Origin of the sequence: Lwoffella lincolnii (assembly GCF_037201985.1) — a bacterium.
GTDB classification, from domain to species: domain Bacteria; phylum Pseudomonadota; class Gammaproteobacteria; order Pseudomonadales; family Moraxellaceae; genus Psychrobacter; species Psychrobacter lincolnii.
Map to the genome: position 1 here is coordinate 253,760 of NZ_CP147511.1, position 15,199 is coordinate 268,958.

Consider the following 15,199-nt stretch of genomic DNA (forward strand, 5'->3'; position numbering starts at 1 on the left):
GTCGTGTACCAATGACCAACTCAAAAAAATACCCAAAGACCAATACCAATGCCAATGCAAAAACCATCTCTGCCAAAATACTGGGGATAAGCCAAGCTGACTTGCCCAACTCCATCATAGAAATCATTACCACATTGACAAAAGCGGGATTTGAAGCCTATGTGGTGGGGGGTGGGGTGCGTGATATCCTGTTGGGGCAAAATCCTAAGGATTTTGATGCCGTTACCAATGCCAAACCGCATGAAGTCAAAGATGTGTTTGGTAAACGCTGTCGCATCATTGGTAGGCGTTTTGAGCTGGCCCATGTGTTCTCTGGTCGTGATATGATAGAAGTGGCGACCTTTCGAGCACCACCCAAAGGCGATGCCCATACCACCGAAGATGGCATGTTGATGCGTGATAACGTTTGGGGCGACATCAATCAGGACTTTGCTCGGCGAGATTTTTCGGTCAATGCTTTGTATTACCAACCCCTTAAGGGTGAAATCAAAGACTTTTGTGGGGCGATTGATGATATCCAGTCTAAGACTCTAAAATTGCTTGGTCATGCTTCTGTTCGTGTGGAAGAAGACCCCGTGCGTCTGCTGCGTGCATTGCGTTTTAAGGCAAAATTGGGTTTTGAGTTTGATGATGAGCTGGCGAAACAATTTAACAACAAAAACTGGGCGTTGCTTGAACAGGTCTCACCCCATCGTTTGTATGATGAAACCCAAAAAATGTTCATAGGGGGTTACATTGTGCCACTGTTGCCGTTATTGTTTGAGTATCAAGCCATTGAACAATTAATGGTTTATCCACCCAATGCCCCAACCGCTTTGCTAAAGCAAGTTGCCATGAATACCGATAAACGCATCGCCTCTGGTAAAAGCATCAATCCAGCCTTTTTTTATGCTGCCTTACTTTGGGAAAATTACCTATATCAGTTGAACAAATTTAAAAAACAAGGGCATCATTTTACGCATGCTCAGGAAAAAGCCGCCAATAAAGTCATTGACCGTCAACGACTAAAAACCGCCATTCCAAGATTTGCTGAGCAGTTTATTAAAGACATTTGGTTACTACAGCCACGCCTTGCCAATCCCAAACATAAGCAAATCTTAACCATCAGCGAGCATGCAAGGTTTCGAGCGGGATTTGATTTTTTGTTATTACGAGAAATGGCAGGCGAAGATGACATCGCCTTTAGTGAGCCTACCAATGGCATGGGTGTATGGTGGCAAACGTTTCAGACCATGAACGACCGTGAACAGCGACACGCCATTGACCAATTGACCAATCAAGAGAGACGCAGCAGCAAACACCGTCGCCAACGTCTGCAATCATATGATATGGATGACCCAAGCGACCGCATGGCAACCGACACATTCGCAAATCATCAGTTGCACACTGGGTTGCATATTGGTGAGCAGTCAAACACACAGACCAATGCCAACCGTCATGCTGAGCACAACCACCGTCAAAAAGAAAAAGCCCAACTGCAACAGTTATCTTTATCCGAGCAAACTTTGAGCGAACAAGCACAGAAAAAACAGCCATCGCCTTTATTCACGGTGCTGACCAGTGATGCCACCCAAGAGACCCCAAAACAACCAACCATCAAAAAACAAAACAAACAACAGCAAAAAAGCACGCAAAACATAAGCCAACATCATAAAACTAAAGATGCCGTACAAAACGTTGCACAAGACACTATACAAAACACTGTACAAAACACGACAAGAAACGCTGTGCCAAATGCTGTGATACCTTTAACACCAAGCCAAGCTAAAAATGAGCTGAGTCATTACCTGCCCATACCCAATCAGCGTCGCCATAAAAAAATGTCATCAATGACATAAACAATAAAATCAGGTTAAAATCAGGTTTAAGAAGAGAATAAAGTTTGGTTCTATGAACACATCTGAGAATTGGATAGGTTGTTTTATTGGACTTGGTGGCAACATTGCCAATGAACTTGGCACCCCCACCGAGCATATCATCAACGCCATGCAAGCCTTCAAACAGTCGCCACATTTTACCGATGTGAAAGTGTCATCACTGTATCAGTCCAAAGCCTTTGGCATCACCGACCAACCTGATTTTATCAATGCGGTATTAAGTGCCAATACCAGCTTATCACCGCTTGAGCTGCTTAATTTTTGTCAAGGTCTTGAACAGACCGCCAAAAGAGTGCGATTGCGTCATTGGGGTGAGCGGTCTTTAGATGTGGATATTTTGTTATATGGTGATAAACGCATTCATCATCAGTGGCTGACCGTGCCACATCAAGGCTTATTTGAACGAAATTTTGTGTTAATCCCAATGCTTGAAATTGATGGGTGTTTGGTGGTTAATGGGCAAAAATTGGCGGATTTAAATGAAAGTAACAATTGGCAAGGTTTGAAGAAACTGACATGAGTTTGGATAAACTGGCATCAAAGGAGCAATACATGACCCCTGTTTTTATCAATCCATTTACCGATTATGGCTTTAAAAGACTGTTTGGTGAAGAAGCCAGTAAACCATTTTTAATTGATTTTTTAAACTCAATATTGCCCAAAAAACATCAAATTGCTGATTTAATTTTAAAAAACAGTGAGCGAATGGGCTTTACAGATTTTGACCGTAAAGCCATCTATGACATTTATTGTGAAAGCGTGGCAGGTGAAAAATTCATCGTTGAGTTGCAGCGTGCCAAACAAACCTTTTTTAAAGACCGAACTTTTAAAGACCGAACGCTTTATTATTCAACATTTCCCATCATTGAACAAGCCCAAAAAGGCGATTGGAATTATGAACTTAAGGCGGTGTATTGTATCAGCATTTTGGATTTTTTATTTGATGAGCATAAAGATGACCAAGAGGTCATTTATAATGTTCAGTTAAAAGACCAAAACAATCAAATTTTTTATGAAAAATTCAATTTAATTTACTTGCAATTACCCAACTTTTGTAAATCAGAAGCGGAATTGAACACCAATTTGGACAGATGGTTATTTTTTATTAAAAATTTAGAAGACCTACAGCATATCCCTGCCATTTTTCAAAATAGCTTGATTGAACAAGCGTTTGATAAAGCAAAAATTGCCAATTTTAATCCCCAAGAAATGAGTAAATATCGAGACAGTTTAAAAATATACTGGGATAACTATAATGTGGTCAATACCGCCAAACAAGAAGGCATTGAACAGGGGCTTGAGCAAGGCATTAAGCAAGGCCTTGAACAGGGCATTAAGCAAGGCCTTGAACAGGGCATTGAACAAGGTAAAAAACAACAAGCCCTTGAAACCGCAAAGACCTTAAAACAACTAAATACCCCTGTTGAAACGATTATCCAAGCCACCATGCTAAGTGCTGAAGAAATTAAACAGCTATGACTGAAACGGTCATCACTTAATTAAACAGCCATTACCCTAAAAAGGCAATCCTATGAGCGGCCAAGCCCCATCATCATCAATCTCCCCCAAACCCAAAGCACCCATCACCCTATCTACTTTAAACAAACTAAAAGCAGAGGGTAAAACATTTTCTTGCCTAACTTGTTACGAGGCAAGTTTTGCTCACGCCATGCAGTTGGCAGACATTGACACCATTTTAATCGGTGATAGTCTGGGCATGGTTGTCCAAGGGCAACGCTCAACCTTGCCAGTGGGCGTTGGGGACATGGTTTATCACACTCAAAATGTGGTGCGTGGTAATTCTCACGCTTTAATCTTATGCGATTTGCCTTTTATGAGTTATGCCACCGTATCTGATGCCATTGCCAGTGCCAAGGCGGTCATGCAGGCAGGTGCCAATGTGGTTAAAATTGAAGGGGGCAGCGAGCTTACCGACATTGTCAAGGTCTTGGCAAACAATGGCGTACCCACTTGCGTGCATTTGGGATTAACGCCGCAGTCGGTGAATGTCTTTGGTGGCTATAAAGTACAAGGTAAAACGGACGCCCAAGCGGATAAATTGATGAAAGATTGTACAGCCGTGGTGAATGCTGGGGCGAGTCTTTTGTTGCTTGAATGCGTACCAGCATCGCTTGCCAAAGCTGTTACCGAGCGGTTCGCTGTGCCTGTCATTGGCATTGGGGCTGGGGTGGATTGTGATGGGCAAGTGCTGGTCATGCACGACATGCTGGGCGTTTATACCCGAAAACCTGCCAAATTTGTCAAAAACTTTTTGACCGATGACAGCAACCAAACCAAAGACATTGTTGGGGCGTTTAAAGCCTATCATCGTGCTGTCAAACAGCGTGCCTTTCCAACAGAGAAGCACAGTTTTTAGCCATGGATTTTAGCAATGGATGATGTTGGCAATTAAAGGTGTCTTGCATTGTATGACATCATACATTTATACTGTGGTGAGATTCATTGATTAGGAGCCACTGCCATGTATGACAGTTCTTTTAGTTTTCGCACGCATGAAAGCATTAAAAATCAAGCATTTGATGTCATCAGAAGTTATGGTTTATCGCCTGCTCAGACATTTAATATGTTTCTAACACAGATTGCCATCAGCAAACAAATTCCATTAAGTTTGGATTATCAGCCCAATACTGTGACCGCTGATGCCATAAAGGAATTGATAGATGGTCAGGGTGAGACGTTTGAAGCAAATGACGTTGCTGATTTTCAACAACATATGATGGCTTTGACCAATCCAGATGTGAGCGAGTAAATGAAGTATTCGCTCAGTAAAAGTTATAAACGTGATATTAAAAAACTGTCATCAGAAGTACTATCAAGCCCTGAGTTGATAGAAGTTTTATATTGTATTTTTAAGCAAAAACCCCTACCAGCACAGTATAAAGACCATGCGTTGACTGGAAACTGGCAAGGTTTTCGTGATTGTCATGTCAAAAATGATTTGGTTTTGATTTATCGCATGGTTGATGGTGAGTTGCAACTTGCTCGATTAAACACACATTCAGAAGTTTTTGGTTAACATCAGTTTTTGGTTAAATGAAGACGGTTAAATCACTGTCATTAAACCTTTAAACAGCACACCTTTACGATGGATTAGCATATTCATGGTAGAGCATACGCACGGTAAAGCATGGTCTTTAGAAAATCATGCACTTTAGGATAAAAACATGAAAATTTTTCACACCATCAAAGACTTAAAAAACGAATTAAACCCCTTACGCCACCAAAAAATAGCCTTAGTCCCAACCATGGGTAATTTACATGATGGGCATTTATCCCTTGTGGCACTTGCCAAACAACATGCCGATGTTGTGGTGGTGAGTATCTTTGTCAATCCCACTCAATTTGGGGCAGGTGAAGATTTTGCCAGTTATCCACGCACGCTTGATGACGATTGCCAAAAACTTGCCAAAGCTGGCGTGGCGTTGGTTTTTGCCCCAAGTGTGGACGAGATGTATCCTGTCTATCCGCCCAATGTTCAAATCCTGTCAGGCAGTATCAGCAAGATATTATGTGGTCAGACACGCCCCACGCATTTTGACGGTGTTGGGCTTGTGGTGAGTAAGCTGTTTAATATCGTTCGTCCTGATGTGGCGGTATTTGGTAAAAAAGACTACCAGCAACTTGCCATCATTGCCCAATTGGTGCAAGAATTAAATTTTGAGATTGACATTATTGGCAGTGAGATTGTCAGAGCCGATGACGGTTTGGCGTTATCGTCTCGCAACCAGTATTTGACCGAGCAAGAGCGTGCCATTGCCCCACGGCTGGCACAAGCCTTACAACAGCTTGCAGGTGAGTTACAGTCTGCCAGCGTTGCTGATTTTGATACGATGATACAAAAAACCAAAGACAAATTAACTTATGATGGTTTTACAGTGGATTATTTGCAAGTACTCAATCAGCAACTGCAACCTGCTAGCCGCCATGATAAGCATTTGGTGATTTTGACCGCTTGTTATTTGGGCAAGGCAAGGCTGTTGGATAATTTGGAAATTACCTTAAATCCATGTTAATAATTCATGTTAACAGTCCATGTTAATAATCCATGTTCATCTAAATCCATGTTAATGGTTTTGCTTATTTTGTTAAGGAAATATGATGCCCAAACTCATTGCCCCAAACTCAATCATTGTGGTGTCAGGGCGTTCAGGTTCAGGAAAAACCTCCGTACTCAACACCTTAGAAGATTTTGGCTATTATCCGCTTGACAATTTGCCTTTATCCATCGTGCCACTTGCCATAGAAAAATTGGTCAATGACAGCCAGATTCATCGCATTGCTGTGGGCATAGATGTCCGCACGCCCAAAGCGGATTTATCCAACTTTGGTCAAGTGTATGACAGCTTGATACAAACCTATGGCAAGACCGCTTTGACTGTGGTGTATGCCACCGCCCAAGATGATGTACTGGTCGCACGCTATGATGCCACTCGCCGAGTGCATCCATTGATGGCGATGGCTGGCAATCTGCCCAATGCCATTCAAAAGGAAATTGAGCTGCTTGAACCGATTGCCTGCCATGCTGATATTAAAATTGATACCAGTTTGTTAAACATTCATGAGCTAAAAAACAGCCTAAGACAACATTTGGGCGTGGATAACCACATCATCGTTCATGTGCTGTCGTTTGGGTTTAGGCATGGCACGCCCAAAGATGCTGATTTTGTCTTTGATGTGCGTACCCTGCCAAATCCACATTGGGAAGTGGATTTGCATCATCTGACAGGGCTTGATGGGCCTGTGCAGGAATTTTTTGCTCAATTTCCTGCCGTGTATGAACTGACGCATGACATCAGCACATTTTTATTAAAGTGGTTGCCTGATTTTATTGAGAACAATCGCCATTTTGTGACCATCGCCATTGGTTGTACAGGGGGTAAACACCGCTCGGTATTTGTCAGCCAAGCGGTGGGGGAGATATTAACTGGTCATTTGCCTGATAAAATGCAGGTGAATGTTAAGCACCGTGAAAAATCTTTTTGGTGAGTTTATGATTACTGGCATATGAATATGCACACAAATATTAAGGTATCTTATGATTGATTGGTCACAACATGACATGCGTGTTTCACGCACCGAACAAAAAAAAGCCCACGAACGCTTGCAACAACTTGCCCAACCGCTTGCCCATTTATCCAAAAAACAACTCAAAAAACTGACCGTCAGTGAATTCTTATTGGCTGAGCTTAATGCCTTAGCCAATCTGCCTGATGGCTCAGCACGTAACCGCCAAATTAAACGCATTAGCAAAATGATGGCCGAAGAAAATCGTGATGAACTGATAGATGGATTATTTGCCCTAAGCTTCTCGCCAGAGCAAGCGAACAAAATTGATGCGTGGTATGACCGCTTAAACATCAATGACGAATCCACGCTCAAGCAATTTAGCAAGCAGTTTTATGTGGTTGAGCGAAACAGCCTATATCAACTGTTATTATGGATTGAATATGCCAAGTACTTACAAGATGATGAGCTGTTGGCAGAGTCAGAAGCCGACTTAAAAAACTATATTCATGAAGTGGCGATATTGTCTAAATGAGGTTGTTTAAGTGGTGTTGTTTGAATGATGATGGCTTTAAATAACCCTTGTACGTATAAATAGTTGAAATTAACCATGACAGACACACAGCATCACCGTTCTCAAAAAAACGACCGTTCTCAAAAAAACACAGTTACCGATTATCAACCGCAATACCTTATCATTGGTCAAGGCGGTATTGGGCTGGCGGTAACCAATGATTTGGCAAAAAAAGGTTATTTGGTAACAGGGTTGGCACGTCGTCATCGTGATGATTATGAGTTGCATCAAAATGCCAAATACATTCAAGCCGATGCGTTGACGCTTGATGCCACGGTGCTTGCTGACTTTACCCACATTGCCATCATCATTACTCCTGACCGTTATGATGCCAATGCCTACCGTGATGCCTATCTTGCAGTCGCCAAGCATCTGGCAAACATGGCAATGGCATTGCCCAAGCTTGAGCAGATGGTGTTTATTTCATCAACAGGAGTCTATGGACAAGATGATGGTGAATGGGTTGATGTATTGACCACACCCAAAGTGCCTAATCATGCAGGGTCTATTTATATTTTACAAGCAGAACAGGCATTACAGCAGGCATTCAAAGACCAAGCCGTTATCATCAGACCCAGTGGCATTTATGGTAAAACAAGAAGGCGCTTGATTGAACAAGCCAAACAGTCACTCAATGACGAAAGCAATGGGGCAATTCATTGGACAAACCGCATCATGGACAGTGATTTGGTTACTGTGGCGGTCAACGTGTTAACCCTAGCCAAGCCAGAACCGTTATACTTGGCAAGTGATTATGCCCCAGTGAGTAAGACGGTGTTGATGACATGGTTAAAACAATTCTTGGCGAAAAATTCAAACACCAACCATTCAAACACTAACCATTTAAATACAAACCATGGCAATGACACAGACACAACAGACCATCAAATACCCATCCAATATCAAGACAAGACGCATCAAAAAATGACAGGAAAACGCATTCATAGCAACATTCCCAGAGCATGGCTACAATACCCTGATTGGCAGTCAGGATATACTTACTTGTTGGCAGATGATAAAACGAGATGATAAGACATTAGAAATCAGGTTTTGACTTTCTCCTCCTATCGTTTGGGGATTCCTTCTACAAGACGGTCAAGCCAGGCCGCAAAGAACGTTCTTATATCTATAAGTCAATTATCGTTTGAGTTCAAACCAACCTGCATTGTACACCAACTTGGTCAGTTTGCCTTTTTTGCTGTTAAATTGGGTAGCTTTTACATCACCGACCACGATTAGGGCAGTGTCTTTGATACGTCGCTTGAGTGTTTTCATGGGGTGGGTTTATACCGACATTACCTGTTATTCAATTATTCAATATTGTTGGTCTAATCAATGGAAAATAGCTTAAGATGTGATAGACACGTTGTCTTATATCCACTCTCTGACGTGGGTGGGTTTACAGTAACGAGTGATAAAAACCATCAAACATAAAAAAACTGCCAAGCATCACAAGATGGGCAGTTAATCCGTCTAATCATTTCATTGTCTAATCATTGTCTAATTGATGCTTACAAATGGCGCGCCCGGAGAGAGTCGAACTCCCGACCTTCTGGTTCGTAGCCAGACGCTCTATCCAACTGAGCTACGGGCGCATGTTTGTCAACATTCATAAATGATGGTTGGCAATTATAACGATAAATATGTCATTGTCAACCATTTTTTGGCAAAAATGCTGGTCTAACATAAATGGCGGTGAAGGAGGGATTCGAACCCTCGATACGTGTAATACGTATGGTTCCTTAGCAGGGAACTGGTTTCAGCCACTCACCCACTTCACCGTTTACTGATGTTTATGTCTTATTTTATGTGTTTTATATAAAAACATTCAAACATAAAAATATCAGCCACACAAGAGTGATGCTTTAAAAAGGCATCATCAAATCTGTGCTAGGGATTTGCTCTGTGTTGTAGGGACGGTATTATAACAAATGATTTGATAATTGCAACAAATCACACAAAAAAATTGCCTTAATGGGTCAAATAAATATGTTAGGCTATGCAAGTTTGTTATTTTAGTGATTTTAGTTCACTTTATCACCCTTTCTTAATTACCCCTTTTTATCATCAGTTAGGATATCTTATGTTACCCAATCTTATCCCCGTACAGTCCAATCCCCTTGATGTGCTACTTTATACCTTGGGTTGGCGACTACAAAAACTTAGCCAAGATTTTAGCCAAAATCCTGATGCACAAGCAAATGATGAGCTTGCTGAGCTGCTGGCTGATGTGTCGCATACCATTGTGTTTAGTAGTGATGCCGATGGTGTGGCGCGGGTGTTTCGTTTTGAAAATGGGCAGGTCAGTCAGCAACAAGGCACAGCAGAAGATGCTGATTTGACGGTGGATTTTAAGGACAGCATGACAGGTGTTAAGCTGTTGATGAAAGGTGATGTGCGTGCTTTTATGACCGCCATTCAAAATGAAGATGTCAGTGTTAAAGGTGATTATGGGCTGATGTTATGGTTTGCTAAGGTAGCAAAACTTGCCATACCCGATGTACCAGATGCTCTAAAACCTTATGTTGAGCAAGCCAAGCCACTGCTAGACCAAGCCAAGCCTTATGCTCATCAAGCAGGACAGCTTGCCAACGATGTGTTGGGCAAATTGGTCAGTCGCCTAAAAAAATAGACATCAAATCAGTGCTTTATAGGGATTTTTATAGGGACATCGCACAATGACCACCACTCAAAGCCAGCCAAAACAAGCGTCCATTCTTTCACGAGAAGAGATTGCTCAGTTGTTTGATTTGCCGTTGATGGATTTGTTGTTTCAAGCTCAGACGGTGCATCGCCAGAATTTTGTTGCCAATAGGGTACAAATCAGCACCTTGTTGTCGATTAAAACAGGCAATTGCCCAGAGGACTGTGGCTACTGCTCACAATCAGGACATCATCGAGACAGCACAGGTTTGGTGGCACAAAAACGCTTAGACATACAGACGGTGCTACAAAAAGCACGCCAAGCCAAAGCGTCAGGGTCATCTCGCTTTTGTATGGGGGCAGCATGGAAACACCCCAGTGATAAGGACATGCCCTATGTGTTGGAGCTGATTAAAGAAGTTAAAGCGTTAGGGCTTGAAACTTGTATGACGCTTGGCATGTTGAGCCAAGCACAATCAGAACAGCTTGCCACAGCAGGGCTAGACTACTATAACCATAACTTAGACACGTCTCGTGCTTATTATGACCAAGTTACCCGCACACGAAGTTATGATGAGCGTTTGCAGACATTAGATTATGTGCGTCAAGCAGGCATGAATGTGTGTAGTGGCAGTATTGTGGGCATGGGTGAGAGTCGAGATGACCGCATTGATTGGGTGCTTGAGCTGACAAAAATGCCAAAACCACCTGAATCTATTCCAGTTAATTTGCTTGTTCCTATTAAAGGCACGCCACTGGGGGATAGGGTTTTGGTAGAAGGGCAGTTGTCGGTGATTGAGTGGATACGCACCATTGCAGTGACTCGCATTTGTTGCCCAACCAGTTATGTTCGCTTATCAGCAGGGCGTGAGAATCTATCTGATGCTGAACAGGCGTTGGCATTTATGGCAGGGGCAAATTCGTTTTTTTATGGAGACAAGCTATTGACCACGGGTAATGCCAGTCAAGCCAATGATGACCGCATGATGCGTGAGCTTGGGCTGGTTGCCATGCCTGTTAAACAGGTCACTGTCATTGATGCGATGGCAACATGATAATATGCTAGGCAACATAGCAGCATGGTTGAGTTGATATGCCTATTCACAATAAAAGAGACACCGCATTAGATTTACTCATCGTGTTATTGGTATCATATGGAATACTTTAATTGGATAAAAGCCTTTCATGTCATTGCCATGGTAACTTGGTTTGCAGGGTTGTTTTATCTGCCAAGACTGTACGTTTATCATGCCATGAGTGATGATGGCATCAGCCATGAACGATTTGAAATCATGGAACGCAAGTTGTATCGTGGCATCATGACCCCTGGCATGGTGATGACGTGGGTACTGGGTTTGTTGATGGTTTGGCTCGGTTGGGATGGCTATAAAACCCAATATTGGCTACATGCCAAGCTGACTTTGGTGGTCATGCTGACGGCGTATCATTTGGTGTGTGGTCATTATCGCAAACGCCTGATTGGTAACGCCCATCTAAAATCGCATGTGTTTTGGCGATGGTTTAATGAGTTGCCAACTTTTTTATTAATTGGCATTGTGATGTTGGTCATTGTTAAGCCATTTTAAAGTTAATCCATTTTAAAGCTGAGCTTTTAAAGCGAAAGCTTAGATGATAAATGCCAAGTCAGATGAATGATGGCTGTCAGTTCTGATTTTACCCATGCTGTTCGTCAGACTGCATTTTTATATTGACATGGCGTTTGTTGGGTTGTTGCCCTTGCAACACTTGTTGCATGACTTGGGCTTCTTTGGCATCGTCAAAGCCCATGACTTGGCATGCCAACCCCCCATTTGGCTCATAAATCAACAGCTGTTTGCCTTTTAGCATAATTTGGTCATCTTCTTTGACGAGAAGGCGTTTTCTTTGCCCTGCTTGCGTGTAGTGAAAGACACCGGGGCGGACTTCCAACATACCTTGACTGATAAGAATGTCTTTACTGACTTGCTGTTTTTGCCGATACCAATTAAACACAAAACTCCCCACCACTAAGATGGCCAGAGCAGTCATGGCAAGACGCTCTGGCAATAGGCTCATCGCCATGGCAACCGCCACCGCCCCAATCAGCAATGCTGATGCAAACCAAAATAACCCATTGCCTTGATGGTTACTTTGCCCTGATAGGGTGATATTTACCCCGCTGTCTGTGACTTGTAACACGATGTTTTCCTTAATCTTAGTATGAATTTACCAATGTACTGCTTTACCAATGTAACGCTTTACCAATTTAATGTTTGTTGTTGCAAGGTAATCAGTTGGGCGATGCCAGCTTCTGCCATTGTCAACATGTTATCCATTTGTGTGCGGTTAAAGGGTTTTTCTTCTGCTGTGCCTTGAATTTCGATGAACTCGCCTTTTTGGGTCATCACCACATTTAAGTCAGTCTCACAGGTTGAATCTTCTTCATAGCACAAATCAAGCAAGATTTCTCCGTCTTTAATGCCCACTGAAACGGCAGCAACCAAACCTAATAAGGGGTCGGTTTTGAGTTGTTTTTTGCCATCACGTTGTTGCATGTTTTCAATGGCATCAATCACGGCGATGGCCGCCCCTGTGATGCTAGCGGTGCGTGTGCCACCGTCGGCTTGAATGACATCGCAATCAACATAAATGGTGTTTTCACCCAATTTGTCCAGATTTACCATGGCGCGCAAACTGCGACCGATGAGTCGCTGAATTTCTTGGGTCCGTCCTGATTGCTTGCCATGGGTGGCTTCTCGTTGGCTGCGGGTGTGAGTGGCTCTGGGCAACATGCCATATTCAGCGGTTATCCAGCCTTTGCCTTGTCCTTTAAGCCAGCGGGGAACGCCTGTTTCGACGCTGGCGGTGCATAAAACTTTGGTTTCACCAAAGCTGACCAACACAGAGCCTTCGGCGTGTTTGGTGTAATTTCTCTCAAAGCTGACGGCTCGCAGTTGGTCGTTTTGACGGTCATCGATACGCATGAGTTATCCTATGTTGTGTGTTTAACAGGTTGTGTGTTTAAAAAAGATGTTGGGTTATATGTTGGGTCATAAAAGTGAGATGAATGGCTTTAGGGGTGGTAATAAGGTGTGCTTATCCTATCGATGGTTGATGCCAATAGCAAGGTAAAATTGACCATATCAGTCCTTGCTATATCAGTCCTTCTCGCTCACGCAATTCACGATGGCGGATTTTGCCCAACTGGGATTTGGGCAATTCATCAATCACCACAATATGGCGTGGGCGTTTGTAGCCTGTTAGGTTTTTTTTGCCATATTGTAGCAACTGTTGAAATACAGATGCTTCACCCTGTGTGTCAATGGCGGTTTGACCTTTGGCAGTCAGCACCACGTACAGTTTTGGGTCTTCACCACGTTCTTGACTGGGGACACTGATGGCAGCACTTTCAGCAATGTAGTCATGTGTGTTCATGATGTGTTCAATCTCACTGGGATAGACATTAAACCCTGATACCAATATCAAGTCTTTTTTGCGGTCTACCAGTTTGATAAAACCGTCTCGGTTCATGATGCCGATGTCGCCTGTCTTTAGGTAACCTGTTTGGGTAAAGCTGTCTTGATTTAAGGCAGGTGCGTTGTGATAACTGTGCATCACTTGTGGGCCAAAAACGCACACTTCCCCCCGTTCACCCATGCCCACGGGCTGTTCAAAATCATCTAACAACACAATATCAGTCGCCACCAAGGGCAAACCAACCATACCATTGTATGCCCCAAGCATGGGAGGATTGGCAGTTACCACAGGAGATGCTTCGGACAGTCCATAGCCTTCGATGATGGGCAGGCCTGTAACTTTGTGCCATTGGGCGGCGACTTTGGCATCGACTGCCATGCCACCACCCACGGTCATCTGCAAGGTTGAAAAGTCCAATTGGGCAAATTTACGATGATTCAGCAAGGCTTTAAACAGCGTATTAACCCCTGCCATCATGGTTGGCTGATGGCGTTTGATTTGCTTGATGATGGCATCTGTGTTAGATGGGTCAATGATGAGTAAACTGCAACCACCTGACACCATGCCAAATAGTCCCCCTATCATAAACGAAAACACATGATACAATGGCAATGCGGTGAGCATCAGATGACCTTTACCACCATGGTCAATCAATGTCGTTGCCACATCAAAATCTGATTGCACTTCAGGCTCAAAAAACGCATTATCCATTGACCATGCACTGCTCTCTGCAACAGTATTGGGATAAGCAGACTGTATCCATGCCTTTAACTGAACCAGATTGGCAAGCAGGTTATGATGGCTAAGCTGTGCTGCCTTGGCTCGCCCTGTTGTGCCACCTGTGTATTGTAGCAATGCCAAATCTTCACCGACAACCTCAGGGCGCTGATAACTGTACTGAATGCCTTGCAATCTGGCTTGTTGATAAGGCGTACTGCCATCAATGTGCCGAAGTGATTGCTTGTGGCGATACCCCACCAAATGCCGTGCCAACAATCCCTTAACCTGCCCCAAACTGTCCGATAAGCCACACACAATGACGTGTGGCAAGCGGTATTGGCTGGGCATGTCCACATAAGTTTTGGTGAATAAGTCAAAGATGAACAACACCTTTGCCCCACTGTCGCTTAGCTGATAAGTCAGTTCTGTTGTTGTGTATAATGGATTGACATTCACAATGACCAAACCTGCTCGCAAGATGGCAAAGGTTAAAATGGGATATTGTAAGCAGTTAGGCAGCATCACCGCCACTTTATCACCTTGGGTCAAGCCAAGCGACTGTAGATAACTGGCAAGATAACGGCTGTCAGCTTCAAGCTCTTGGTAGGTGAGTGGCACATTGGCACACAGATAGGCGGTGCGTTTGGCGTACTTACGACATTGACGCTCCATCACATCAATAAGACTGATGTGGGCATCAGGGAATGGCACATCATCGGTCATGCCATAGCGTTCATAGCTTGTTAACCAAGGCTTTTCGGTGTCATAAACCATACATTCAATGAGTGATAACGATGAATGATAACAACACCGAGAAAACATATGAATGTTCTGTCGGTGTGGGCGTTATGTTTGGGTTGTTTTATTATTTGAGTTGCTTAATTTTTTGGAAAATGTTAACCAT

General features: G+C 43.2%; 17 protein-coding genes and 2 tRNA genes. 13 read left to right on the forward strand and 6 right to left on the reverse strand.

Annotated features, from left to right (window positions below; translation table 11 throughout):
• Positions 1-11: 11 nt before the first annotated feature.
• From pcnB to WDM69_RS01160, 10 genes are all read left to right on the forward strand, one after another.
• A complete protein-coding gene (gene pcnB, locus WDM69_RS01115) occupies positions 12-1,838 on the forward strand; it encodes a polynucleotide adenylyltransferase PcnB (RefSeq protein WP_078307269.1) in 1,827 nt (608 codons plus the stop codon).
• A gap of 52 nt (positions 1,839-1,890) precedes the next feature.
• Entirely contained in the window at positions 1,891-2,397 is a 507-nt protein-coding gene (folK, locus tag WDM69_RS01120; protein ID WP_078307270.1) for a 2-amino-4-hydroxy-6-hydroxymethyldihydropteridine diphosphokinase, read from the forward strand.
• A 32-nt stretch (positions 2,398-2,429) separates the two neighbouring features.
• On the forward strand, positions 2,430-3,356 hold the full coding sequence (locus WDM69_RS01125) for an Rpn family recombination-promoting nuclease/putative transposase (RefSeq protein ID WP_338755508.1): 927 nt from the start codon (positions 2,430-2,432) through the stop codon (positions 3,354-3,356).
• Between the two features lie 52 nt (positions 3,357-3,408).
• Positions 3,409-4,254 (forward strand): 3-methyl-2-oxobutanoate hydroxymethyltransferase, encoded by an 846-nt coding sequence (panB, locus tag WDM69_RS01130; RefSeq protein ID WP_078307272.1) that lies wholly within the window; start codon positions 3,409-3,411, stop codon positions 4,252-4,254.
• Between the two features lie 105 nt (positions 4,255-4,359).
• On the forward strand, positions 4,360-4,647 hold the full coding sequence (locus WDM69_RS01135; RefSeq protein ID WP_078307273.1) for a type II toxin-antitoxin system RelB/DinJ family antitoxin: 288 nt from the start codon (positions 4,360-4,362) through the stop codon (positions 4,645-4,647).
• Positions 4,648-4,914: a type II toxin-antitoxin system mRNA interferase toxin, RelE/StbE family gene (locus WDM69_RS01140; RefSeq protein WP_078307275.1), complete on the forward strand. Its 267-nt coding sequence runs from the start codon at positions 4,648-4,650 to the stop codon at positions 4,912-4,914.
• A 148-nt stretch (positions 4,915-5,062) separates the two neighbouring features.
• A complete protein-coding gene (gene panC / locus WDM69_RS01145) occupies positions 5,063-5,911 on the forward strand; it encodes a pantoate--beta-alanine ligase (protein WP_078307276.1) in 849 nt (282 codons plus the stop codon).
• Between the two features lie 85 nt (positions 5,912-5,996).
• Positions 5,997-6,884 carry an RNase adapter RapZ gene (gene rapZ, locus WDM69_RS01150; RefSeq protein WP_078307278.1) on the forward strand — a complete coding sequence of 296 codons (888 nt, stop codon included), beginning with the start codon at positions 5,997-5,999 and terminating at the stop codon, positions 6,882-6,884.
• 49 nt (positions 6,885-6,933) lie between these two features.
• Positions 6,934-7,437, forward strand: coding sequence for a ribosome biogenesis factor YjgA (yjgA, locus tag WDM69_RS01155; protein WP_078307279.1), 504 nt, complete (start codon positions 6,934-6,936; stop codon positions 7,435-7,437).
• Positions 7,438-7,512: 75 nt separating this feature from the next.
• Positions 7,513-8,505 carry an NAD-dependent epimerase/dehydratase family protein gene (locus WDM69_RS01160; protein ID WP_078307281.1) on the forward strand — a complete coding sequence of 331 codons (993 nt, stop codon included), beginning with the start codon at positions 7,513-7,515 and terminating at the stop codon, positions 8,503-8,505.
• 108 nt (positions 8,506-8,613) lie between these two features.
• Here the strand turns inward: WDM69_RS01160 and WDM69_RS01165 are convergent, their stop codons facing one another.
• From WDM69_RS01165 to WDM69_RS01175, 3 genes are all read right to left on the reverse strand, one after another.
• Complete coding sequence (locus WDM69_RS01165; RefSeq protein ID WP_205760108.1) at positions 8,614-8,751, reverse strand: hypothetical protein; 138 nt, start codon at positions 8,749-8,751, stop codon at positions 8,614-8,616.
• 243 nt (positions 8,752-8,994) lie between these two features.
• Positions 8,995-9,071 (reverse strand) — tRNA-Arg (locus tag WDM69_RS01170).
• Between the two features lie 95 nt (positions 9,072-9,166).
• A tRNA-Ser gene (locus WDM69_RS01175) sits at positions 9,167-9,257 on the reverse strand.
• Between the two features lie 302 nt (positions 9,258-9,559).
• Here WDM69_RS01175 and WDM69_RS01180 point away from each other — a divergent pair.
• The 3 genes from WDM69_RS01180 to hemJ all read left to right on the forward strand — a co-directional run bounded on the left by WDM69_RS01180 (position 9,560) and on the right by hemJ (position 11,705).
• The gene (locus WDM69_RS01180; protein WP_338755509.1) at positions 9,560-10,108 is read left to right on the forward strand and encodes an SCP2 sterol-binding domain-containing protein; all 549 of its coding nucleotides are present in this window, start codon (positions 9,560-9,562) and stop codon (positions 10,106-10,108) included.
• 46 nt (positions 10,109-10,154) lie between these two features.
• Complete coding sequence (gene bioB / locus WDM69_RS01185) at positions 10,155-11,174, forward strand: biotin synthase BioB (RefSeq protein ID WP_338755510.1); 1,020 nt, start codon at positions 10,155-10,157, stop codon at positions 11,172-11,174.
• A 99-nt stretch (positions 11,175-11,273) separates the two neighbouring features.
• Entirely contained in the window at positions 11,274-11,705 is a 432-nt protein-coding gene (gene hemJ, locus WDM69_RS01190) for a protoporphyrinogen oxidase HemJ (RefSeq protein ID WP_078307285.1), read from the forward strand.
• A gap of 88 nt (positions 11,706-11,793) precedes the next feature.
• Here hemJ and WDM69_RS01195 read toward each other — a convergent pair whose 3' ends face one another.
• The 3 genes from WDM69_RS01195 to WDM69_RS01205 all read right to left on the reverse strand — a co-directional run bounded on the left by WDM69_RS01195 (position 11,794) and on the right by WDM69_RS01205 (position 15,069).
• Positions 11,794-12,297: a hypothetical protein gene (locus tag WDM69_RS01195; RefSeq protein ID WP_078307287.1), complete on the reverse strand. Its 504-nt coding sequence runs from the start codon at positions 12,295-12,297 to the stop codon at positions 11,794-11,796.
• Between the two features lie 59 nt (positions 12,298-12,356).
• On the reverse strand, positions 12,357-13,082 hold the full coding sequence (gene rph / locus WDM69_RS01200; RefSeq protein ID WP_078307289.1) for a ribonuclease PH: 726 nt from the start codon (positions 13,080-13,082) through the stop codon (positions 12,357-12,359).
• A gap of 169 nt (positions 13,083-13,251) precedes the next feature.
• A complete protein-coding gene (locus WDM69_RS01205) occupies positions 13,252-15,069 on the reverse strand; it encodes an AMP-binding protein (RefSeq protein WP_338755511.1) in 1,818 nt (605 codons plus the stop codon).
• Between the last annotated feature and the right edge of the window lie 130 nt (positions 15,070-15,199).

Excerpts from the sequence above, each read along its gene's own strand:
- pcnB (WP_078307269.1), top strand. The coding sequence starts at position 12 with ATGACCAACTCAAAAAAATACCCAAAGACCAATACCAATGCCAATGCA.
- folK (WP_078307270.1), top strand. The coding sequence starts at position 1,891 with ATGAACACATCTGAGAATTGGATAGGTTGTTTTATTGGACTTGGTGGC.
- WDM69_RS01125 (WP_338755508.1), top strand. The coding sequence starts at position 2,430 with ATGACCCCTGTTTTTATCAATCCATTTACCGATTATGGCTTTAAAAGA.
- panB (WP_078307272.1), top strand. The coding sequence starts at position 3,409 with ATGAGCGGCCAAGCCCCATCATCATCAATCTCCCCCAAACCCAAAGCA.
- WDM69_RS01135 (WP_078307273.1), top strand. The coding sequence starts at position 4,360 with ATGTATGACAGTTCTTTTAGTTTTCGCACGCATGAAAGCATTAAAAAT.
- WDM69_RS01140 (WP_078307275.1), top strand. The coding sequence starts at position 4,648 with ATGAAGTATTCGCTCAGTAAAAGTTATAAACGTGATATTAAAAAACTG.
- panC (WP_078307276.1), top strand. The coding sequence starts at position 5,063 with ATGAAAATTTTTCACACCATCAAAGACTTAAAAAACGAATTAAACCCC.
- rapZ (WP_078307278.1), top strand. The coding sequence starts at position 5,997 with ATGCCCAAACTCATTGCCCCAAACTCAATCATTGTGGTGTCAGGGCGT.
- yjgA (WP_078307279.1), top strand. The coding sequence starts at position 6,934 with ATGATTGATTGGTCACAACATGACATGCGTGTTTCACGCACCGAACAA.
- WDM69_RS01160 (WP_078307281.1), top strand. The coding sequence starts at position 7,513 with ATGACAGACACACAGCATCACCGTTCTCAAAAAAACGACCGTTCTCAA.
- WDM69_RS01165 (WP_205760108.1), bottom strand. The coding sequence starts at position 8,751 with ATGAAAACACTCAAGCGACGTATCAAAGACACTGCCCTAATCGTGGTC.
- WDM69_RS01180 (WP_338755509.1), top strand. The coding sequence starts at position 9,560 with ATGTTACCCAATCTTATCCCCGTACAGTCCAATCCCCTTGATGTGCTA.
- bioB (WP_338755510.1), top strand. The coding sequence starts at position 10,155 with ATGACCACCACTCAAAGCCAGCCAAAACAAGCGTCCATTCTTTCACGA.
- hemJ (WP_078307285.1), top strand. The coding sequence starts at position 11,274 with ATGGAATACTTTAATTGGATAAAAGCCTTTCATGTCATTGCCATGGTA.
- rph (WP_078307289.1), bottom strand. The coding sequence starts at position 13,082 with ATGCGTATCGATGACCGTCAAAACGACCAACTGCGAGCCGTCAGCTTT.
- WDM69_RS01205 (WP_338755511.1), bottom strand. The coding sequence starts at position 15,069 with ATGGTTTATGACACCGAAAAGCCTTGGTTAACAAGCTATGAACGCTAT.